This is a genomic window from Mesobacterium hydrothermale (assembly GCF_035818635.1).
GTDB lineage: Bacteria > Pseudomonadota > Alphaproteobacteria > Rhodobacterales > Rhodobacteraceae > Mesobacterium_A > Mesobacterium_A hydrothermale.
Genome location: NZ_JAYLLH010000009.1, coordinates 39,938 through 63,206 on the forward strand (window position 1 = coordinate 39,938; position 23,269 = coordinate 63,206).

Genomic DNA, 23,269 nt, shown 5'->3' on the forward strand with positions numbered 1-23,269 from the left:
CGCCTGTCCCCCTTTTTCCAGCGCCCCCTTTGCCCCATATTGTGAAAAACCCCGAGGCGAGCAGGGATTTTTCATGTCCGTATTCCGATTGCTGGGCGCTTTGCTAATAAGCGCCCTGAGTATCACCGCAGCACAGGCCGAACCGCAGCCGAAAGAGGCGCAGCGCCTTTATGTGTTCGGAAACAGCCTGGTCAATCACCTGTCCGAAACCGACACCGACACCAACGTGCCGGTCTGGCTGGCCCGACTGGCCCGCGCCGATGGCCGGTCGCTGGCTCTGGACGGGCAATGGGGCTTTGTCCGCAATTTCGCCGACGAACTGCCGCCCAAGCCGAACTGGAGCTTTCCGGGGGTGACCAGCGCGTGGAACGCGCGGCAGCAACGTTTTTCCGGCGCCGGTTTCACCAGTGTGATGATGAACCCGGCGAACTTCATCCAGTACCAGGGACCGGACCGGCCCTATGATGGCGACAACCCGCGCGGCGAAAGCCCGGTCGAGGCGTCGCTGCGGTTGTTCGACTGGATCGCCCGCGAAAACCCGGACATGCCGTTCCATATCTACGAAGGCTGGGCCGAGATGGGCACCGTGGCCGGGCGGTTCCCGCCTTCGAACCGCGGCCTGCGCAAGTTCCACGCCTATAACCAGGGTGAGTACCACGACTGGTTCACGACCTATGTCGATGCCATGAACGCGGCGCGTCCCAGCATGGACATCCGGTTGATCCCTGTGGCCAGCACGCTGTCCTATCTGCTGACAAAGGATGAACTGTCGGGGATCGACGTCACTGACCTGTACGAGGACGACGCCCCGCATGGGCGGCAGACGCTGTATTTCCTGGCTGCGATGATCACCTATTCGGCGCTGTACGAGGTGCCGCCGCCTGCTGCCATCGACCTGCCCGACACGATCCATGCCACGGTACGCGACAACTATGGCTGGATCGCCGACCAGATCTGGCAACGGCTCTCGCCATCCTTTGACAGCGCGCACCTGCCGGTTTCGGAACCGGCAGCGGCACCGGCCACCGATCGCGCAGCACTCCCTGTGCCCGACGGCGCGCCCGCACTGGCGATGGGACTGAACGGGATTGCCGACTGGTCCAGCCAGAACCCGTTCGTGAACGCAATGAAATCGGCCCGTCCCTGGATCGGCCATATCAAGGGCCAGTGGGGCGGGGTCGAGGCGAAGGACCTGCGCGCCGCCGGGGCGCTGGACGAAAACGGCTGGCCGCTGCGGGTGCCCGACACCGTAACCAAGCTGGAAACCTTCCTGTTTTCCGACCAGTCGCCCGACGATGGGTACCTGCCCGGCACATGGTTGGTGCGCTATGAAGGCAAGGGGGATCTTGAAATCGGTGGCCGGGCCCGCAACGTGCGGCTGGCCGACGGTCAGGGCCGGTTTACTCTGACACCGGGCGACGGGCTGGTGTCCATCGCTCTGAACAAGACCGATCCCGACGATCCGATCCGCAACATCGCGATTTTCCGCGAAGACCACTTGCCGCTGTACGAGGCCGGGGTGCTGTTCAACCCCGATTGGATCGCGGTCGTCGAAAACCTGCGGTCGGTGCGATTCATGGACTGGATGCAGACCAACGGGTCGGAAATCGCCAGCTGGGACGACCGTCCGAAGATGACTGACTACAGCTGGGTCGAAAAGGGCGTGCCGCTGCCGGTGATGGTGGCGCTGGCGAACCAATTGGGCGCAGACCCCTGGTTCAACATGCCCCACATGGCCGATGACACCTATGTCCGCGAATTTGCCCGCTACGTGCGCGACAACCTGGATCCGCGCTTGATGGCCTATGTCGAATATTCGAACGAGGTGTGGAATTTCATCTTCCCACAGGCGCTCTATGCACAGGATCGGGCAACCGCGCTTTGGGGCCGGGATGACAGCGGCTGGATGGAATATTACGGTCTGCGCGCGGCGCAGGTTATGGACATCTGGACCGACGTGTTCGGCGGCGTCGGACGGCTGATGCGGGTCGCCGCCACGCACACCGGCTGGCAAGGGCTCGAAGAACTGGTCCTGACCTCCCGGCGGGCGGAAAAGGTGCTGGGTCACAAGCCAGAGACCAGTTTCGACGGCTACGCGATCACCGGCTATTTCGGGTTCGAAATGGGCGGCGATGAAAACGCCCCGCAGATGAAACGCTGGCTGGACGCGGCCGACGCCGACGCCCGCAAGGCGGGCCGCGCGCAGGGTCTGACGGGTGCCGCGCTGGACCAGTTCGTCGAACAAGAGGGCTATACCGGCGCCAACGCCCCGGTCGCCGCCGCGTTGCGCGCCGGATCGGTCAAGGAAATGACCGATGTCATCTTTCCCTACCACGCCAAGGCCGCCAAGGCGGCAGGGCTGCAACTGCTGATGTACGAGGGCGGCACCCACGTTTCCGCCCATGGAACACAACTGGAAGACGAGCGCATCACCGCGTTTTTCACCCAGTTCAACTACAGCGCCGAGATGGCCGCGCTGTACGACACCCTGCTGACGGGCTGGGAAGACGCTGGCGGGCGGATGTTCAATGCCTTTGTCGACGTGTCGCTGCCGACGAAATGGGGCAGTTGGGGCGCGCTGCGCACCCTGACCGACAGCAATGCCCGGTTTGACGCGCTGATGGCCTACAGTGCGACGGGCAATGCCAAATGGCAGGACCGCGACCCGGGCGCCTTTGCCAACGGTCTGCGCCTGACCGGAACGGATGCCGCCGACGACCTGACCGGCGGGCCGGAGGAAGACATCCTGCTGGGGGGCGCCGGCGAGGATTTTCTGATCTCGAACGGCGGTTCCGATCACCTGCATGGCGGCGACGGGATCGACACCGGCGTGCTGCCGCTGACGCTGGCTGACTATACCTTCTCGCTGACCCCGATGGCGATCACGGCGCAGGCGGGCAACGTGACCGTCACCATGGCATCTGTCGAATACCTGGAATTTTCCGACGGCGTCCTGATCGAAACCGCGCTACTCAGCCGCTGATTTTAGCCGCAGGATTTCATCGACCAGCGTCTCCGCCCCAAGGCTGGAGCGGAAATTCCTGACGATATGCTGGCGGCCCACACGGCTTAGTCGCATGGCAAGATCGGGATCTCCCGACAGCCGCTTGATCGCGGCGGCCAGCGCGTCGGGGTCCCTGGGCGGCACAAGCAGCCCGTTATCACCGTCCGATATCAGCTCTTTGACGCCCCCCGACGCAGTGCCGATGGTCGGAACTTCGCAGCTCATCGCCTCCATATAGGCGACGCCAAGGGGTTCATGCCAGCTTGCCAACACGAAGACATGCGCGTTCAACAACTTGTCGCGCACGGCCGTGCCGTCGATGGCGCCCAGAAGTTTCACGTGATCCTGCAAGCGCAGGTTTTTCAGGTGGCCCTGCAACTCCTTGCGGTAGCCATCGCCGCCATCATCGTCCTCGCCCGCGATTTCCAGCCGCACGTCCACGCCCTGGTCCAGCAGCTTGCGCACGGCGGTCATCAGGTCCTGATGACCTTTGACGATGTTCAGCCGACCGCAGGCGAAAATGCGCATCGGCGTACCACGGCGCACCGGTTCATAGGGTTGGCTGCGCACCAACGCGTCGGTATCGACACCCATCGGGCGGATCACCACGCGATCGGGCAGATCGTTGGGCAGGTCACGCCGCATTTCATCCAGCAGCTTTTGTGTGATGACCGTGGCAAACCCGGCATTCGACCATTTGAACCGCTGGCCAGAGCCATAGTCCGACAACGGGCCATGCAGCGTCATTGACCACGTCGGACCACCCATCTTTTGCGCCAGCGCGGCGATCAGCGCGGCGCGACCACAAGAATGGGCATGCACGTGGTCGATCCCCTTTTCCCGGCAATGGCGCAGCACCTGTTGCGCCGCCGACAGGGTGATCAGCACGTCCTTCGAAAACCGCATCCCTTCGCGCCGCATCCAGCCTGGCAGGCCCTTGGGCAACAGGCGCACGAACGCGGACAAGGCCGCCTCGGCGTCGGCCTTGCCCAGATAGGTGGTGCGGGCGATCGCCTCTTGCGACCAGTCGTGCGAAATCAGACCGGGCGGCGGGGTGCGGGTTGAAAACACCGTCACCTCGTGCCCCATCGCCTCCAACGCCTTCAGTTCGCGCCAGAAAAACACATGTGTCTGGCCCGGGAATTGCGGCACCAGATAGCCGATGCGCAGACGCGGTCCCCGGGAATCAACTGTTTCGGAAGGTTCAACCATGCCTTGCTTTTCACCGGTATTTCCTTTCTTTGGCCATAGTCCCCTGTCATAGACGCCCCCAACCCGACACCGATTTTCGTGATGTGTGACTGCATTGGTACGCAAGATGCCACTTTCGTCGACTTCCCCCAGCCTGAGCGTGATCCTGCCCGCCAGCAACGAAGCGGCCCTCATCGGCGGCTGTCTTGATGCCGTGCTGGCATCGGACTGGGACGATGCCGCGCCCCTGGATTGCGTGGTGGTGGCGAACGGCTGTCGCGACGATACGGCGGCAATTGCCCGGCAGCGGACCGCAGCGTTTGCCGGCCGCGGCTGGGACCTGACGGTGCTGGACCTGGAGCAGGGCGGCAAGCTGAACGCGCTCAACCATGGCGATGCCACCGCACGGGCCGGATCACGGGTCTATCTTGATGCAGACGTGACCATCGCCCCGACGTTGCTGACCCAGCTGCGCCGCGCGCTGGACACCGATGCGCCGCGCTATGCCAGCGGCGATTGCGTCATCGCACCGGCGCGAAGCTGGTTCAGCCGCGCCTATGCCCGCATCTACCGGCAGGTGCCGTTCATGACCCACGGGGTGCCCGGATGCGGCGTGTTCGCGGTCAATGCCGCCGGGCGCGCACGTTGGGGCGCGTTTCCAGATATCATATCCGACGACACCTTTGTGCGGCTCAGCTTTCGGCCAGACGAACGGGTCAAGGTACCCGCCCGCTATGATTGGCCGATCGTCGAAGGATTGAAAAACCTGATCCGCGTGCGGCGACGGCAGGACAAGGGCGTTCGGGAAATCGAGGCACGGTTCCCTGAACTTCTGGACAACGACGACAAGCCAGCCTTCCCCACCAGCCATAAGCTGGCCATGGCGCTGCGCGACCCGCTGGGCTTTGCGGTTTATGCCGGGGTGGCGCTGGCGGTGAAGCTGGGCGGAGACAGGTCCGCCGAATGGAGCCGGGGGCGATGAACACGGTGATCGCACGGTTTCGCGGCGCATCGCTGTCGGCACGGGTGCTGCGCAGCTCGATGCTGACTGTCGGTGGATTTGGCTTCAGCCAGATGCTGCGGCTGGCGTCGAACCTGTTGCTGACACGACTGTTGTTTCCCGAAGCCTTCGGAATGATGGCGCTGGTGATGATATTTATCCAGGCGGTGTACCAGTTTTCCGATCTGGGCGTGACCCCCGCCATCATGCAAAGCAAGCGTGGCGACGATCCCGAATTCCTGAACACCGCCTGGACGATCCAGGTGATCCGGGGGTTTGGCCTTTGGGCCATGGCCTGTGTGTTGGCGTGGCCGATGTCGCTGTTCTATGGCGAACCGCAGCTGATGCATCTTTTGCCGGTGGCGGCGTTTTCGCTGGTGATCTCCGGCTTTGACCCAACCAAGATGGACACCGCAAACCGGCACCTGTTGCTGGGGCGTGTGACGGCGCTGGACATGATCACGCAGGTGACCGGCATCACCTCTGCCGTGCTGCTGGCATGGTTGACGGGGTCGGTCTGGGCGCTGGTGTTTTCCAACCTGATCAGCGCCGTGGTGCAGGTGATCATCAATACGGTCTTCCTGCCCGGCCCGAACAACCGGTTCCGCTGGGAAAAAGAGGCGGCTCAGGAACTGATCAACTTTGGCAAATGGATCTTCCTGTCGACCATCGCGGGCTTTCTGTTCCAGCAGGGTGACAAGATCCTGTTCGGCAAATACCTCGCACTGGACAATTTCGGCATCTACAGCATCGGGTTCTTCCTGGCGTCCTTTCCGCTGCTGCTGGGCAATATGGTGACCGGCAAGATCCTGATCCCGATCTACCGCGAAGCCCCGCCCAAGGACTCGCCCGAGAACTTTGCCAAGCTGCGCAAGATGCGGACGATCGTCACCGCCGGGCTGCTGGCCATGCTGTGGGTTTTTTCGCTGCTTGGGGTCTGGCTGGTGGGCGTGATGTACGACGACCGCTATCTTGCCGCCGGGCCGATGGTGGTGCTGATTGCGGTGATGCAAATGCCGCAGGTGATCGTGCTGACCTATGACATGGCGGCGCTGGCAATGGGCGATTCCAAGCGGTTCTTCGTCCTGGCCGGCGCGCGGGCGTTTTTCACGCTGGCAACGCTGCTGATCGGGCTTGAACTGGCGGGCGTGATCGGCGGGATCGTCGCGCGCGGGGTTTCGACCCTGCTGGTTTACCCGGTGGTGGTCTGGCTGTCGCGGCGCACCGGCGCGTGGGACGTGTGGCACGACGTTGGGTTTGCCGGTTTGGCCGCCGTTCTGGGCGCGGGGGCGCTGGCGTTCCACTGGCACGAGGTGACCACGCTGATCGGCATCGGTATGTAGCCGCTGTTTCCAGACGGGAAATCCCGGACACCGCAAACCCGCCGGTTTGTGGAGCGCCCGGAAACAGCGCTTCGCAAGCAGCCGGTTCCGCGGCAGAATGTGGAACAAAAGCCGGAAGCCTGCCGCATTTTCTCCAGATTTGCCGGATACCAAACTCGGGATGTAGAGTACCGGGGTGCCCCATATGACCGTTCAGACCGACTCGGAAACCGTATTCGGCAATGATATCGCCATTGTCGGAATGGCTGCGCATCTGCCCGGGGCAGACACGATTCAGGCCTATTGGCGCAACCTGCGTGATGGCGTGTCGTCGATCCGCCGCCTGTCCGAGGACGAACTTCTGGACGCGGGCGAAGATCCGGGCCTGATCCGCCACAAGAATTACGTTCCCTTCGCCGCCCCGCTGGACGGATTCGAGATGTTTGACGCCGAATTCTTCGGGTTTTCCCCGAAAGAGGCGGCGGTGATGGACCCCCAGCATCGTCAGTTCTTCGAAACCGCCTGGGAAGCGCTGGAAGACGCGGGCCACGTACCGGAAAACTTTGACGGATCGGTGGGCGTTTTCGCGGGCTGCGGCATGGGCAGCTATTTCTACTTCAACGTCTGTTCGAATCCCGATCTGGTCGAACAGACGGGCATGTTCCTGTTGCGTCATACCGGCAATGACAAGGATTTCATGACCACCCGCCTGTCACATGTGCTGGATCTGCACGGGCCGTCGATCAACCTTCAGACCGCCTGTTCCACGTCGCTTGTGGCCACGCATTACGCCGCGCAGGCGCTGTTGAACGGCGAATGCGACATGGCGCTGGCGGGCGGCGTGACCATCGAACTGCCGCAGGGGCGGGGATACCTTTACAAGGAAAACGAAATCCTGTCGCCGGACGGCGAATGCCACGCCTTTGACCACCGCGCCCAGGGCACTGTGTTCGGTTCCGGGTCCGGGGTGGTCGTGCTGCGGCGCCTGGCCGATGCGATTGCCGATGGCGACCACGTCTATGCCGTGATCAAGGGCACCGCCGTGAACAATGATGGCGCGCAAAAGGCGGGCTACCTGGCCCCTTCTGTTGATGGGCAGGCCCAGGCCATTGCCGAAGCGCAGGCCATTGCCGACGTCAGCGCCGACACCATCGACTATGTCGAATGCCATGGCACCGGCACCTATCTGGGCGATCCGATCGAGGTTGCCGCGCTGACACAGGCGTTTCGCGAAACCACCGACGATGCGGGCTATTGCCGGATCGGGTCGGTCAAGACCAACATCGGACATCTTGACACCGCCGCTGGCGTTGCGAGCCTGATCAAGGCATCGCTGGCGCTGCATCACAAGCAGATGCCGCCGAGCCTTGGGTACGAGGCCCCGAACCCTGCGATTGATTTCGAAACCTCACCGTTCAAGGTGAACGACCGGCTGACGCCCTGGGTATCGCACAAGGGCCCGCGGCGCGCCGGGGTGAATTCGCTGGGCGTCGGGGGCACCAACGCCCATGCCGTCCTGGAAGAAGCCCCGGTTCGTACGGAATCGGAAGACAGCGACTGGCCGTTCCAGATCCTTACGGTCTCTGGCCGCAACAAGGCGGCGCTGGATGAAAACGCCCGGCGTCTTGCCGCGCACTTGCGCAAACACCCAGAACAGCCGCTGGCCGATATCGCCTGGACCCTGAAGGAAGGCCGCCGGGCGTTCGAAAAGCGCCGTGTGATCGTGGCCGAAACCCATGCCGAAGCCGCCCGCCTGCTGGAAGAGGAAACCCCGCGCCGGGTGCGGACCCATTCCGCGCTGGACCGTCCTGACGTGGTGTTCATGTTCCCTGGCGGCGGTGCGCAATATGCCGGTATGGCCCGGGATCTGTACGAGACAGAGCCTGTCTTTGCAGAATGGATGGACCGCGGCCTGGCGGTGCTGGACACCAAGTTGGACTACGACATTCGCGCGCTGTGGTTGCCGGAACGGCAGGACATGGCCGCCGCCGATGAGCGGTTGAAACAACCGTCGGTGCAGCTGCCGCTGATCATGATCGTGGAATACGCGCTGGCGCAGCTTTGGATCAGCTGGGGTGTGACACCCAGCGCGCTGACCGGCCATTCGATGGGCGAAAACACCGCCGCCTGCCTGGCCGGTGTCATGTCGTTCGAAGACTGCATCGGGCTGGTGCACCTGCGCGGGCGGCTGTTCGACAGCGTCGCCCCCGGCGGGATGCTGTCGGTGGCCCTGTCGGCAGACAAGCTGCGCCCTATGCTGGGCGACGATCTGGACCTTGGCGCCGTCAACGCGCCCGATCTGTCGGTGGCCTCTGGTCCGCAAGCAGCGCTGGACAAGCTGGAAGCGCAGTTGCAGGCCAAGGGAATCGACTGTCAGCGCATCGCGATCAACATCGCCGCGCACAGCAGGATGCTTGATGGCATCCTGAACGATTTCCGCGCCTATCTTCAGTCGATCCCGCTGCACGCCCCGCGGATCCCGCTGACGTCGAACCTGACTGGCCAGATGATGACCGACGCACAGGCGACCAGCCCGGATTACTGGGTCGATCACCTGCGCGGCAGCGTGCTGTTCGCCGATTGCCTGTCAGCGCTGACGGCGCCCAACCGCATCCTGTTGGAAGTCGGGCCGGGCAAAGCACTGTCGTCGCTCGCACGGCAGCATGGTGGCGTGCCAGGGCAACAGGTGTTGTCGACGCTGCGCCACCACGAAGAGGCGGTGGCCGACGACCGCTATTTCCTGGAAACCCTTGGGGCGATCTGGGCGCTGGGGGGCACGTTTGACTGGGGTCAGATCTGGGGCGATGCCCGGCGCAACCGCGTGTCGTTGCCGACCTACGCGTTCCAGCGCGCACCTTATTTCATCGCCCCCGGAAAGCTGCAGACCGACAGCGCGCCTGCATACCTGATGCGGACCGACGATATCGAAAGCTGGGGCTGGAAACCGGTCTGGCGGCCCCGCGCCGCTGAAACCGAAATCGACGTGGCCATGGGTCTGGACGATGCAGAGCCGCAGAGTTGGCTGATGTTCATGGATGACGCTGGCGTGGCACAGGGCGCGGCCCGGCACCTGCGCGCCGCCGGGCACACCGTGGTCGAAGTGCGCAGCGGCGATACCTTCTCTCGCACCGGCGAAGACCGGTATGTCATCGCACCGGAACGCGGCCGCGAAGGGTATGACTTGCTGCTGCAGGACATGCTGTCACGCGGGCTTGTCCCCAGCCGGATCGGCCATTTCTGGATGGTTACGGCCGATGAAAGCCACCGCCCCGGGTCGAGCTTTTATCACCGCTTGCAGGAGCAGGGATTCTATTCGCTGATGTTCCTGGGCCAGGCGCTGGCGGAGGAAACCACAACCCGTCCGCTGCATATGACCGTGGTCACGAACGGCGCGGCACAGGTGCGCGACGAAGCTTTGCCCTATCCGTCGAAAGTCACCGTCGCCGGCCCCGCCCGCGTGATCCCGCGCGAATTGCCAGGGGTTACGGTTGCGACGCTGGACATTGAGCTGCCCGCGCCGGTTCAGGCCGGGATCTTTGGCCGTGCCAAGGCACAGGCGGCCTTTGAGGCGGCCCAGGACACGCTTGTGACCCGCGTACTGGAAGACCTGCTGGCAGAGCCTGCAAACAACATCGCCGCGCTGCGCGCCGATCGACGCTTTGCCTGCCAGATGAAACCACTGAATCTGTCCGACCCCGAGGCGCCGGTGCTAGCGCCCGGTGGCACATACCTGATCACCGGCGGGTTTGGCGGTATTGGCCAAACGCTGGCGATGGACATGGCCGCTGATGGCGCCAAGCTGATCCTGATCGCCCGCAACGACCTGCCGGCGCGAAGTGACTGGGCCGACTACCTGCACCGCCACGCCCCGCAGGACAGCACCGCCCGTCGCATCCGCGCCGTTCAGGCGCTGGAGGCAGCAGGCGCAGAGGTGATGATTGCCGCCGCAGATGTCTGCAACCTGACCCAGATGCGCCGCGTGGTGGATGCCGCCGTTGACCGGTTTGGCCCGATCACCGGCGTGATCCACGGCGCGGGCGTGATCGACGATGCGCCGCTGCTGGCGAAAACCCCGGCCTCGGTCGAGGATGTGTTTACACCCAAGATCCACGGGACAGAGGTACTGGACCAACTGTTCCCCGATGGCAGCGTAGACTGGATGGTGCTGTTTGCGTCGTCGTCCACCGTGACGGCCCCGGCCGGTCAGGTCGACTATGTCGCCGCCAACGAATACCTGAACGCTTTTGCCCGGTCGCGCAGCGGTGGCCAGACGAAGGTCGTCGCGATCAACTGGGGCATATGGAACGAGGTCGGCATGGCGGCAGAGGCCGTGGCAGCCCGCACCGGTCAGATGCCCGACATGCCGGTCACGGATGTCGCCGTGCCGATGCTGGCAAAGGCCACGTTCGACATCAAGGGCAACCGCCTGTTCACGGCCAGCTATTCGTCCGACAACTGGTTCATCGACGAACACCGCACCGCGGCAGGCGATGCGCTGCTGCCTGGCACCGGTTATCTGACGCTGGCCGCCCACGCGCTGAAGGCACAGGGCGAAGGCACGGCGTTCGAAATCCGCGACCTGACCTTCCTGCGTCCGCTGCGGGTGGCTGATGGCGCCGCGCGGGACGTTCAGGTGCGGCTGACCCGGGCCAACACCGGCTATGGTTTTGACGTGCTGGCAGACGTGACGCTGGGCGGCAAGAAGGGTCATGCCCTGACCGCACAGGCCAGCCTGTCGCTGATGCCGCTGCCGCGCCCCGCGCCCGTCGACTTGCAGGCGATCCGGGCCCGCTGTGGCACCGCGCAGCGCCTGTCCAAGGGCAAGCTGACCGCCGCGCAAGAGGTGCAGCTGAATTTCGGCCCGCGCTGGAAAACCCTGGACAGCCGCGCCTATGGCAAGGGCGAAGGCATTGCCGACCTGTCCCTGCCGGAACAGGCGATGGGCGACGACGGGTTCCTGCTGCACCCGGCGCTGATGGATATCGCGACCGGTTGGGCGATGGACCTGATCGAAGGATATCAGCCGACGCACCTGTGGGTGCCGGTCAGCTATGCCCGCGTGCGCGTGCACGGCCCGGTTCCGGCGCAGATCGTCAGCTGGGTGCGCAATGCGGCGGAAAACAAGGCGGATCACCAGACCGCCAGCTTCAACGTCACGCTGTGCGCGCCCGACGGCACCGTTCTGGTCGAGGTCGAAGGCTTCACCATCCGCCGCCTCGATGACCTGAACATCCTGAACGCAGCGCCGCGCCTGACCCCGGCCGAAGTCACGTTCGACGAAGGCGAAACCGGCACCGCGCAACCCCTGTCCCCGGCAGAGGAACGGCTGCACCACAACCTGTCGCAAGGCATCCTGCCCGCGGAGGGCGTGACCGCGTTCAAACGCGCGCTGGCACTGGGCCTGCCGCAGGTGGTGGTCAGTTCGATGGACCTGCCCGCGCTGGTGGCGCAGACCGTCGCCAGCACCGCAGACCAGGGTGCCGCGCAAAAATTCGAGCGTCCGCAGCTGGAAGGCGACTATGTCGCGCCCGCGAATGATATCGAACGCACCCTTGCCGGGTTCTGGGAGGACCTCTTGGGCGTGCAGAACGTGGGTGTCGAGGACTGCTTCTTTGACCTTGGCGGCCATTCGCTGATCGCGGTGCGGCTGTTCAGCATGGTGAAAAAGGCCTATCGCATCGAGTTCCCGATCTCGGTCCTGTTCGAGGCCCCAACGATCCGCAAATGTGCCGCCCTGATCGCAGAGCGCACCGGTGCCAGTACCGAAGACAGCAGCAGCGCCGACGCGCCGAAGTCGCCGCAGCGCCGCTATAAGCATCTTGTCGCCATGCACGATGGCGAAGGTGGGCCGCGTACGCCGTTCTTCCTTGTGGCGGGTATGTTCGGAAACGTTCTGAACCTGCGCCACCTGGCCCATCTGCTGGGCGCGGATCGTCCGTTCTATGGCTTGCAGGCCAAGGGGCTGTACGGCGGCGAAGACCCGCACAAGACCCTGCAAGAGGCCGCCGCCGACTATATCGCCGAGATGAAACAGGTCCAGCCGGAAGGCCCCTACATGATCGGCGGATTTTCCGGCGGGGGGATCACCGCCTATGAAATGGCGCAACAGTTGAAGTCCATGGGCGACGAGGTGGCGCTTGTCGTGCTGCTGGACAGCCCGCTGCCGCAGCGCCGACCGCTGTCGCGCAAGGACCGGTTGCTGATCCAGTTGGCCGAGCTGAAGAAGAAGGGCGTGACCTATCCCTTTACCTGGGCCAGGAACCGCATCGCCTGGGAACTGCACAAACGCCGCGCCGCACCCGAGGTGACGCAGGCCGAGACCCAGTTCCACAACGCCGAGATCGAGGCCGCCTTCCTGGGCGCCGTGGCGCAGTACCAGGTACGCCCGTGGGATGGCCGCATGGTCTTGTTCCGGCCGCCGCTGGTTGGCCACTGGACGGTGTCGGGCGGCAAGATGGTGAACAGCGAACGCGCCTACGTTCTGAATGACAACGACTGGGGCCAATACGTTCCACAGGTCGAGGTGCACGAGGTCCCCGGTGATCACGACAGCATGGTGCTGGAACCCAACGTGCGCGTTCTGGCCGCCCTGATGAAAGAGGCGATCGTCGGTGCCGAGGCCGCGTCTGGCGGCAAAGGCGATGTCATTGCCTTTCCCAAGACCCAGGCGGCGGAATAACCCATGCGTCTTTTGACCATCATCCTGAACTATCGCACCGCCGACATGACCGTGAGATCGGTGCAGGCGGCGCTTGGTGCCATGCACGGGCTGGACGGCGAAATCACCGTGGTCGACAACGATTCCGGTGATGGATCGTTCGAGACGATTCAGGCCAGGCTTGCCGCTGCCGACTGGGCACAGGAGCGCATGATCCGGGTGATCCAGTCGGGCCGCAACGGCGGGTTCGGGGCAGGCAACAACGTGGGCATCCGCGCCGGTCTGTCGGACGGAACCAAGCCTGATTACGTCTATATCCTGAACTCGGATGCGTTTCCCCAGCCCGACGCGATCCGCAAGTTGATCGCCCATCTGGATAGCCATCCCGAAGCAGGGTTTGCCGGCAGCTATATCTATGGCGACGATGACGAGCCGCACATGACCCAGTTCCGTTTTCCCTGTGCGCTGGGCGAACTGGAAGGCGCGGCCAGAACCGGGCCGATTTCACGCCTGTTGAAAAATCACGCCATGCCGATCCCGATCCCTCAGGAAACCTGCCGGGTGGACTGGTTGGCGGGCGCGTCGATGCTGATGCGGCAATCGGTGCTGGATGACATCGGGCTGTTTGACGAAACGTTTTTTCTGTATTTCGAAGAAACCGATCTGAGCCTGCGCGCCCTGCGCGCCGGGCACGAAACCCATTTCGTGCGCGACAGTGAAGTGATGCACATCGGATCGGTGTCCACCGGAATGCGGCAATGGACGCGGATCCCGGTCTATTGGCTCGACAGCCGGTGGCACTACTACACAAAGAACCACGGCCGCGCCTATGCCGTGTGGGCCACAACGCTGCGCCTGTTGGGCGAAGGCATTTGGCAAGTGCGCCGCATCCTGCAACGCAAGGCCGCCGCAGGCCCCGATCATTTTTCGCGCGACCTGATCGCGCATCACCTGAAGGCCTTGTTCCGGCCTTTACCCGGCCGCCCCCGCATCCCGAGAGCGACCCAGCCGATGAAAGTGGAGTAACCTTATGGCCATGTTTTCCTCTGTCGTGATGGGCAATGAAAGCCTGTTGATCGAATGCAGCAAAAAGCTGTTGGCACGGGGCCATGTCATCAAGGCGGTCGTCACCCGCTGCCCCGAGATCACCAAGTGGGCAGAGGGACACTCGCTGCCGGTACTCGCCCCCGGTGCTGATCTGGGCGACCGCCTGGAAGGCGGGTTCGACTGGTTTTTCTCGATCGCCAACCTTGCGATCATCCCCGACGCCGTGCTGGCCAAGCCGCTGAAAGGCGCGATCAATTTCCACGACGGGCCGCTGCCGAAACACGCCGGTCTGAACGCGCCGGTCTGGGCGCTGATCGAAGGCGAAACGGAACACGGCGTCACATGGCACATGATCGAGGGCGGCGTGGACGAAGGTCGCATCGTGGCACAGCAGCGCTTTGCCATAGATGCGGGCGACACCGCGCTGACCCTGAACACCAAGGCCTATGAGGCCGGGCTGAACAGCTTTGGCGACGTGATCGACGCATTGGAAAACCCGGCTTTTACCCCGGTGGCGCAGGACCTGGGCCAACGCAGCTATCACGCCCGCGCCGACCGCCCCTCGGCCGGGGGCTGCCTTGATCTGACCCGCCCCGCGGCAGAGCTGGACCGGATGATCCGGGCGCTGGATCACGCGACGTACTGGAACCCGCTGTGCACCCCGAAACTTTGGTTGGGCGACCGGATCTGGTCGATCGGAGCCGCGCGTGTCATCGACACCCATGCCGAACCCGGCACCGTGACCGAGGCCGGCAAGGACCGGCTGGTGGTAACCTGCGGTACGGGCGCACTGGCGCTGTCGGGTCTGACGACGCTGGACGGCCAGCCGGTGAACCCGTCAACGCAACTGTCGCGCGGGGAAATCCTGCCGCTGCAGTCCGCGCAGGTGACGGCGGCAATGGATGTCGCGACCGAAGTAACCGCCCCGCATGATGCCTGGTGGCGCAAGCGTTTGGCCACGCTCAACCCCGCCGCCATCGGGACCGACAAGCAGGACCAGGGCGATTTTCAAACCATCCCGCTGAACACCGCGACCGATCCGGCGCGGATCGCCGTCTGGGCGATGCAACTGGCGCAGATGGATGCTTGCGATCTGGCCTTTGCCGATGAACGGCTGGCTGATCTGGCAGGCACCGGGCTGATCGCGCACTGGATGCCGCTTTCGGTTTCGAAAGACGGCACGCTTGCCGATCTGGCCGCACGGCTGAACACCGATCTGGCCATGTTGGACAAACGCGTGGGCTTTGCCCGAGACTTGGCGTTGCGGGACCGGTCGCTGACCCTGTCGGTGCCGCCACGCATCGGTCTGTCGCAAGCGGCAGGGACGATCCCCGGCACCACGCTGACCGTGGAACTGACCGACACCGGCGCACTGCTGCATTTCGACGCCACGCGCGTGCCGGACATGCTGGCGCGCCTGATGACCGCCCGCCTTGAACGGCTGGCAGAGGCCGACATGACCCAGCCACTGGCCACGGTGCCGAACCTGTCCGAAGTCGAGCGCCAGATGGTGCTGAACGACTGGAACGCAACCGATGTCGCGCTGGATGGCCCGCAAACCATGCCCGCCCTGTTCGAAGCGCAGGTTGCCCGCACCCCCGATGCCCCCGCTCTGGTGTTCGAGGCCCTGACGCTGAGCTATGCCGAGTTGAACGCCCGCGCCAACCGCGTCGCGCACACGCTCCGCGGCATGGGTGTCGGCCCGGATGAGGTGGTGGGCCTGCATTGTGCCCGGTCCGCCGACCTTCTGATCGGCGCGCTGGGCATCCTGAAGGCTGGCGGCGCTTACCTGCCACTGGATCCGGCCTATCCCGCCGACCGGCTGGAACATTACGTCGCCGACAGCGGAGCCAAGGTGATCGTCAGCCAATCCGCCATTGCCCGCAGCCTGCCAGCCCATGGTGCGCAGGTTCTGGAAATCGACAGCGATCCGCGCATTGCACAGGCCTCTGACCAGACCCCCGACAGCGGGGTGACGACGGACAATCTGGCCTATCTTATCTACACCTCCGGTTCGACCGGCACCCCCAAGGGCGTGATGGTCGAACACGGAAACGTCGCCAATTTCTTTGCCGGGATGGACCCGGTGGTGCCCCACGACACGCCCGGCACCTGGCTGGCGGTAACCAGCCTGTCCTTCGACATTTCCGTGCTGGAGCTGTTCTGGACCACGGCGCGCGGGTTCAAGGTGGTGATCACCAGCGACGAAGATCGCGGAATGATATCCAACGGCCACGTGCCGGTCAGCGACACCCACATGGATTTCTCGCTGTACTATTGGGGCAATGACGACGGCGTGGGCCGCGACAAGTACCGCACCCTGCTGGAAGGCGCGAAATTTGCCGATGCACATGGATTCAGCGCCGTCTGGACACCCGAACGCCACTTCCACGCTTTTGGCGGGCCGTACCCGAACCCGTCGGTGACCGGGGCCGCCGTCGCCGCAGTCACACGCAATATCGGTGTGCGGTCGGGGTCGGTCGTGGCCCCCCTGCACCATCCCGCCCGGATCGCCGAGGAATGGGCGGTGATCGACAACCTGACAAATGGCCGGGCCGGCTTGGCCGTCGCCAGTGGCTGGCAGCCGGACGATTTCGTGCTGCGCCCGGAAAACACCCCGCCCAACAACCGCGCCGCGCTGACCGATTCGATCAACAAGGTGCGTGACCTGTGGGCCGGCAAACCCGTCGCCTTTCCCCGCGCCGACGGCACCCTGCACGAGGTCGTCACCCAACCCCGCCCGGTCAGCACGCATCTGCCGATCTGGATGACCATCGCGGGCAACCCCGACACCTGGCGCCAGGCTGGCAAGATGGGGTGCAACGTGCTGACCCACCTTCTGGGCCAGTCGATCGAAGACGTGGCGGGGATGATCAAGGTCTACCACGAGGAACTGCGCAACGCGGGGCATGACCCGAAGAATTTTAACGTCGCGCTGATGCTGCACACCTGTCTGGCCGACACCCGGGACGAAGCGCGCGAACGCGCCCGCGAACCGATGAAGGATTACCTGCGTTCGGCTGCCGGGTTGATCAAGCAATACGCCTGGGCCTTCCCGGCGTTCAAGCGGCCCAAAGGTGTGAACAATGCCTTCGACCTGCAACTGGACGTGCTGGAAGACGGCGAACTGGACGAGATCCTGAACTTTGCCTTCGAGCGTTATTTCAATGACAGTGGCCTGTTCGGCACGGTCGACGATGCGCTGGCGCGGACCGAACAGCTGAAGGCCATCGGGGTCACGGAAATCGCCTGCCTGATCGACTATGGTATCTCTGCGGACGAGGTTCTGAACAGCCTGCCATTGCTGGCGCAGGTGGTGAAACAGGCCAACGCCGGGGCCGGCTTGCCGGACGACGATTTTTCCATCGCGGCACAGATCCAGCGGCACAACGTGACCCACATGCAGTGCACCCCCTCGATGGCCCGCATGATCGCCATGAACGACGAAGCCCGCGCCGCCCTGCGCAAGGTCAACCACATCTTCCTGGGCGGCGAAGCCTTGCCCGGTGGGTTGGTGCGGGAACTGGCCACGCTGACCGACGCGACCGTGACCAACATGTATGGCCCCACCGAAACGACGATCTGGTCGTCGACCGAACAGGCGGATGCATCCGAAGTGACGGTGAACGTCGGCCTGCCCATCGCCAATACCCAGATGTACGTTCTGGATGACGCGATGCAGCCCTGCCCCGTCGGCGTGGCGGGCAATCTGTGGATCGGCGGCAAGGGCGTCACCCGAGGCTATTGGAACCGGCCAGACATGACCGCAGAGCGGTTTGTCGAAAACCCGTTCCATGGCGGGCGGATGTACCTGACCGGCGATCTTGTCGTTCGGCGTGCCGACGGCAAGCTGGATTTCATCGGCCGGGCCGACAACCAGGTGAAACTGCGCGGCTACCGCATCGAACTGGGTGAAATCGAAGCCGCACTGGAAAGCCAGACTGGCATCCAGCAGGCGGTGGTGATCGTGCGCGAAGACCTCCCCGGCGATAAACGCCTGGTGGCCTATGTCACCGCGCAGATGGACGTGGACGAAAAAGCGATGCGCGCCGCGCTGTCGCAGGGCTTGCCTTTCCACATGATCCCGCAGCGCTACGTCCGGATGGATGCGTTCCCGCTGACCCCCAACCGCAAGATCGACCGCAAGGCGCTGCCCGCGCCGCAGGCGGTGACCGTCGCCGCAAAACCGGTCGAGGTGGCCCGGAACGTGGTTGACCCTGCACCGGCAGTCGCCTCCGGCCAAAGCGATGCACAGGTCATGGCCGGCGTGGCAGAGATCTGGGCCGGGGTTCTGGGTGAAAAGCCAGCTTCGGCACGCGACAACTTCTTTGATCTTGGGGGGCATTCGCTGTTGGCCGTGCAGGCACACCGCGGATTGCGCGACCGGTTCGGGGCGCAGGGGCTGACGATCACCGACATCTTCCGCTTTCCGACGCTGGAAGGCATCGCCGGACGGATCACCGCGCTGACAGGCGGCACCCCCGTCGCCACACCCGCCACGCCAAAGGCAGAGCCCGCGGAACCGGCGCAAAACACCCGCGCCCTGTCGCGAGCCGAGGCCATGAACCGTCGCAAGGCGATGCGCGCCAAGCGGAGCGCCTGACCGAAATGAGCCTGCACGGGTTGCAAAGACTGCTGGGCGAAATCGAGCCTGACCTGTCCCCGGTGTTCTGCACCGGGGCGGCAGACCCGCACGAGGACGACGACGGTCTTTATCCGATCGAGGCCGCGGCGGTGGTTCGCGCCGTCGACAAGCGGCGGCGTGAATTTGCCGCCGGGCGCCGCGCCGCACGTTGCGCGATGCGCAAGATGGGCCATGCTCCGCAGCCGGTGCCCGCAGGCGACGACCGCGCCCCGGTCTGGCCCAGGGGGCTTGCCGGCAGCATCAGCCACACCGATTTCGCCGCACTTGGGATCGTGTCGTGTCAGGCCGAAACCCGCACTGTGGGCGTCGATATCGAAGCCGATCAACCCATTGATCCGGCTCTGGTCCCTGAAATCTGTACGCCCGAGGAGTTGGACATTGGCGCCCCGGACGACCTGACCGCCGCCCGTCGCATCTTCAGTGCCAAGGAAGCCGCCTACAAGGCACAGTTCCCGCTGACGGCCACGATCTTCGGGTTCGACGGCCTGCATATCAGCGCGCTTGACGCCACCACGCTGGAGGCGCGTTTCACCCGTGATGTGCCGCCGTTCCGGGCTGGTGACGTGCTGACCGTCCGGCAATGGGCCCGCCACGGCGTGATCCTGTCGCTTTGCGCGCTGCCCGGCCTGCCCTGTTCGGTGGATAATCCCGGAGCGTTCGCATAATGACGCGCCCTTGCCATCGGATTTGCATAGTTTCCTGCGATGTCAGGGATGTGAATGGTAACAAAAAAGATGATCGTCTAGGGTTTCAGCCTTGCGCAACACCCGGGGAACGGTCCGAGCAGGAGTGATCTGATGAATTCGCTGCAATCGCTTGAAGAGATCTTCTCGGCGCTGAAACGGCGCGTCGTCATGATGGCTGTCATCGTGATCGTCGGCTGCGTGGCATCGGTCTTTTTTGCGCTCAAACAGACCAAGGAATATCAGGCCACCGCCGTGGTGCAGATCGAGGCTCCCGAGGTCACCGAATCGCTTGCAGGGGCCGCCGCCGCGCGCAACGACGCGATGCAACGGGTGAAGCTGATCGAACAGCGACTGATGTCGCGGGACAACATGGTTCAGGTCATGGAGAAACATGGCCTATTTTCCGAAGACCCGTCGATGTCGATCAACGAACGCGTCGGCCTTCTGCGCGGCGCGGTCAGCATTGAACAGATTCTGACCACCGCACAGGCCTGGATGCCGGGCGGCGTGCCCTCGGGGCTGATCATCAACGTCCGGCTGAACGATCCGGCCAAGGCCCGTGACGTGGCCAACGACCTGATGTATTCCGTCATCGAAAGCTCTCGCCAACGCGGGATCGAGGCGGCGCAGGCCGGGATGGAACTGCTGACCACCGAAGAAAACCGCGTCGCGACCGAAATCGACGACCTGGAAGCCCGGATTGCCGCCTTCAAGCGTGAAAACGCCGGGTTCCTGGCTGCCGGTATCGCCGTGCTGCGCGACGAGCTGGGCGAGTTGCGCGAAAGCCTGACGAATCTTGAAAAAGAGCTGGTCGGACTGGAAAGCGGCTCGACCCGTCGCAGCGCCGCCACCGATCAGAAGGTCACACTGCTGCAAGACCAAAAGCAGGTCATCACCAACCGCATTACCGAGATCGAAACGATCATCGCGACCTCGCCCGCGGTCGAACGCGACCTGAACGCGCTGGAACGAGAACTGAAGCGCAAGCAAGACCAGTATTCCGTCATCACCCGCCGCAAGGCCGAGGCAGAGACCGCCGTCCTGCTGGAAGAGCGCCAGCAAGGGTCTCGGTTCGAAGTGCTGGAAACCGCGCTGCTGCCGGAATACCCGGTCAGCCGCAGCCGCAAGTCGATTGCCATGATGGGCGGCGCGGCGTCTGTGATGCTGGCGATGGGCATCGCGCTGATGCTGGAATTCCTGAATCCCGCCATCCGCACCCCGTCGCAAATGGAACGCGCCTTGGGCATTCAGCCGGTGGTCGCCGTGCCGCGGCTTTCGACCAGTGGTGAACGTCTGCGGCGCAAGCTGTTGGGCGTGGCCGGGGTCGGGGCATTGCTGTTGGCGATCCCGCTTGCGATCAAGCTGTTTGCCGACAAGCTGGGGCTGGGCGATCTGAACCTGTTCCAGCGCGGCGGCGCCGTCGATGGCGGCCGCTAGGCACCCCTGATCCACAATCGAGACTCGCGCAAGCCCGGCCCCGTGCCGGGCTTCGTCGTGTCTGGCGGGCCGCTGGCGGATGCCCGGCGCCTTGCCACGCCCCCACCACCACCCGCAACAACGCCAAAGGGCCGCACGATGGCGGCCCTTGGTGCGGTTTGTGACGGTCAGGACAGGCTTAGTAGCTGTATTTGGTGATCCCCGGGCCTTCCGAGAAATTCAGGATGCTGCCCAGGAACGGCGTATCGGCACCCAGTCGACGCTCGACATCCTTGACCTCGGACGCTTTGGTGATGCCACCACCGATCACCAGCAACACGCCGTCGAACAGGTTACGCGCCGCCATCACGTCGTCATGATACAGTGCGGGCGGCATGTCGAACAGCACCACATCGGCGTTGAACCGGCGTTGCATGTCATCCAGCACCTCGGCGGTGCCGGCCTCGTGCAACAGCTCCGACGCATAGGGCTCGACCTTGTCGTTGAACCCGAACGCCACGTTGCGGCCCACGTCCAGCGTGTTCTTGCCCATCACCCGCAGGTGATCTTCGGGCGCAACATCACCGCGCAGCATGTCGCCAAGCGTGCCGCAATTCTCGATTCCGAACACACGGGCCAGGCTGGGGCGACGCATGTCGAAATCCAGCAGGATCGTGCGGCAGTTTTCCTGTCGGGAAAGGCTCAGTGCCAGGTTGGCGGCGGTGAAGGTCTTGCCACAGTCCTTCGACGGAGAGGTGATAGCGACACGGCTCCAGCCGTTCTGGCGCAGACCCTGCAAAAGCCGGGTGCGCAGCACATCGAACGCGGTATGGGCCAGGTCCTCGCGCGCAGCGGTGATCACGCGGTTGCGTTCCAGCAACCGGTCGTCGACCGGGAACGGACGCAGGGTGTCCCAGGCGGCGCCAGCCTCTGATGCGGGCTTTGGCGCACGCCGCGACGGTCGCGGCTGCGGCGGTTCCGTCACCGGGGCCGCACCCCTGCGGCGCGGCGCGGCGGCAGCGGCCGGCGGTTCCGGTTCGTAGTCGTCGTCGTCAACGTCGACATCGGCCTCGTCGACATCAAGGTCGTGGTCCTCAAAGTCGTCGTCCCAATCGTCCAGCGCTTCTTCCTCTGCCAACAGCCGTGCCTCGTCCTCGGCACGTTTGCGGCGGGCGGCCATCTCTTTTTGCAGTCGGGCTTCCTCTGCCCGTTCGGCGGCCCGCAGTTCCAGAGCGGCGCGGCGGCGCTCGGCTTTGTCCTGCGCAGCCCGCAGGGCTTCATCCTCGGCCTCTTGTGCGCGGCGCGCCTCTTCGTCCTGTGCGCGCTGCGCGGCTTCGGCGCGGACGCGGCGGGCCTCTTCTTCTCGGGCCAGCTGGGCTTCGAATTCGTCGCGTTGGCGCTTCAGCCGCGCCTCTTGTTTGGCGCGTTCTGCGTCTTCGCGGGCCCGTTGTGCCTCTGCCTCTGCCCGTTCGCGTTGCAGTCGTGCGGCCTCCTCGGCCTCGGCCTTTTTGCGCGCGGCTTCGGCGCGGGCGGCTTTGGCAGCGGCCAAGCGTTCGCGTTCGGCGCGCAGCGATTCCTTGCGTTCGTTGGCTTCGCGGCGCAGGGCATCCTGAAGCCCGGTCTGGCGGGCACTGTCTTCTGCGGCGGCGCGCTGGCGCGCGGCCTCTTCGGCGCGCAGCTGTTCGGCGCGACGTTTCTTTTCCGCCAGAAGGCGGGCTTTCTTTTCCTTCAGCGCACGAATGCGATCTGCATCCGCCTCGGCTGCCGGATCCGCTGCGGGCGCAGCAACGGCGCGCTTTTTCGGCGCGACCACAACCTGCTTGCGTCGGCGCGGGGCGGGTTCCGCTGAATGTGTGGCGTCCTGAACCCGTTCGATCAGGTCATCGGGCGCCAGCGGCGCGGGCGCGGGTTCGGGCATCTGATCCGCCGGATCGGGCTTGCGGCGCTTGCGGGGAACAAGCGGCTCCATCGGTCCGTCCAGATCGGCGGCGAAATCGTCGCCCACGCTGCGCGAGCGGGCGAAGACACGTTTGGCTCTGTCGGGCACAGGAACACTTGCGCCCGGCTCGATGTCATCGAGGGCGCGGTTTCTCGGCTCTCCATCCGCCGGCTTGCGGCGCTTGAATTTCCGGCGTTCCATCATCTGCTCTTTACCCCTCGCAGGCTGCGGTCCTTCGAATGCCATCGTCGGTCAGAAACCTGCCTGTCTTACCAAACCGTCCACGCGTTCCATGCACTGCCCCCGCGAAAACGCGGAAAAGCTCTGTCTCGTTAAACTTAAGAATTCTGTCAAAAATAAG

Annotated in this window: 10 protein-coding genes; 8 read left to right on the forward strand and 2 right to left on the reverse strand. The window is 64.4% G+C overall.

The annotated features are described in order from the left end of the window. Positions 1-73: 73 nt before the first annotated feature. Positions 74-2,983 (forward strand): calcium-binding protein, encoded by a 2,910-nt coding sequence (locus VK792_RS08355; RefSeq protein WP_326297009.1) that lies wholly within the window; start codon positions 74-76, stop codon positions 2,981-2,983. Here the strand turns inward: VK792_RS08355 and epsE are convergent. Next, positions 2,969-4,216, reverse strand: a complete 1,248-nt coding sequence (epsE, locus tag VK792_RS08360; RefSeq protein ID WP_326297010.1) for an exopolysaccharide biosynthesis GT4 family glycosyltransferase EpsE — start codon at positions 4,214-4,216, stop codon at positions 2,969-2,971. The two genes, VK792_RS08355 and epsE, sit on opposite strands and share 15 nt — an antisense overlap. Before the next feature lie 106 nt (positions 4,217-4,322). Between epsE and VK792_RS08365 the strand changes: the two genes are divergently transcribed. The 7 genes from VK792_RS08365 (at position 4,323) to VK792_RS08395 (ending at position 20,990) form a co-directional block, all read left to right on the forward strand. After that, positions 4,323-5,177, forward strand: coding sequence for a glycosyltransferase family 2 protein (locus tag VK792_RS08365; RefSeq protein ID WP_326297011.1), 855 nt, complete (start codon positions 4,323-4,325; stop codon positions 5,175-5,177). Then, positions 5,174-6,538, forward strand: a complete 1,365-nt coding sequence (locus VK792_RS08370; RefSeq protein ID WP_326297012.1) for an oligosaccharide flippase family protein — start codon at positions 5,174-5,176, stop codon at positions 6,536-6,538. The genes VK792_RS08365 and VK792_RS08370 overlap by 4 nt, the downstream gene beginning before the upstream one ends. A gap of 184 nt (positions 6,539-6,722) precedes the next feature. Beyond that, a complete protein-coding gene (locus tag VK792_RS08375) occupies positions 6,723-13,196 on the forward strand; it encodes a type I polyketide synthase (RefSeq protein WP_326297013.1) in 6,474 nt (2,157 codons plus the stop codon). 3 nt (positions 13,197-13,199) lie between these two features. Beyond that, positions 13,200-14,201, forward strand: coding sequence for a glycosyltransferase family 2 protein (locus tag VK792_RS08380; RefSeq protein ID WP_326297014.1), 1,002 nt, complete (start codon positions 13,200-13,202; stop codon positions 14,199-14,201). 4 nt (positions 14,202-14,205) lie between these two features. Then, positions 14,206-18,825: a MupA/Atu3671 family FMN-dependent luciferase-like monooxygenase gene (locus VK792_RS08385; protein WP_326297015.1), complete on the forward strand. Its 4,620-nt coding sequence runs from the start codon at positions 14,206-14,208 to the stop codon at positions 18,823-18,825. 5 nt (positions 18,826-18,830) lie between these two features. Further along, positions 18,831-19,532 carry a 4'-phosphopantetheinyl transferase family protein gene (locus VK792_RS08390; RefSeq protein ID WP_326297016.1) on the forward strand — a complete coding sequence of 234 codons (702 nt, stop codon included), beginning with the start codon at positions 18,831-18,833 and terminating at the stop codon, positions 19,530-19,532. A gap of 132 nt (positions 19,533-19,664) precedes the next feature. Next, positions 19,665-20,990 carry a GumC family protein gene (locus VK792_RS08395; RefSeq protein WP_326297017.1) on the forward strand — a complete coding sequence of 442 codons (1,326 nt, stop codon included), beginning with the start codon at positions 19,665-19,667 and terminating at the stop codon, positions 20,988-20,990. 178 nt (positions 20,991-21,168) lie between these two features. Here the strand turns inward: VK792_RS08395 and VK792_RS08400 are convergent, their stop codons facing one another. Further along, a complete protein-coding gene (locus VK792_RS08400; RefSeq protein WP_326297018.1) occupies positions 21,169-23,109 on the reverse strand; it encodes an SMC family protein in 1,941 nt (646 codons plus the stop codon). Positions 23,110-23,269 lie beyond the last annotated feature (160 nt).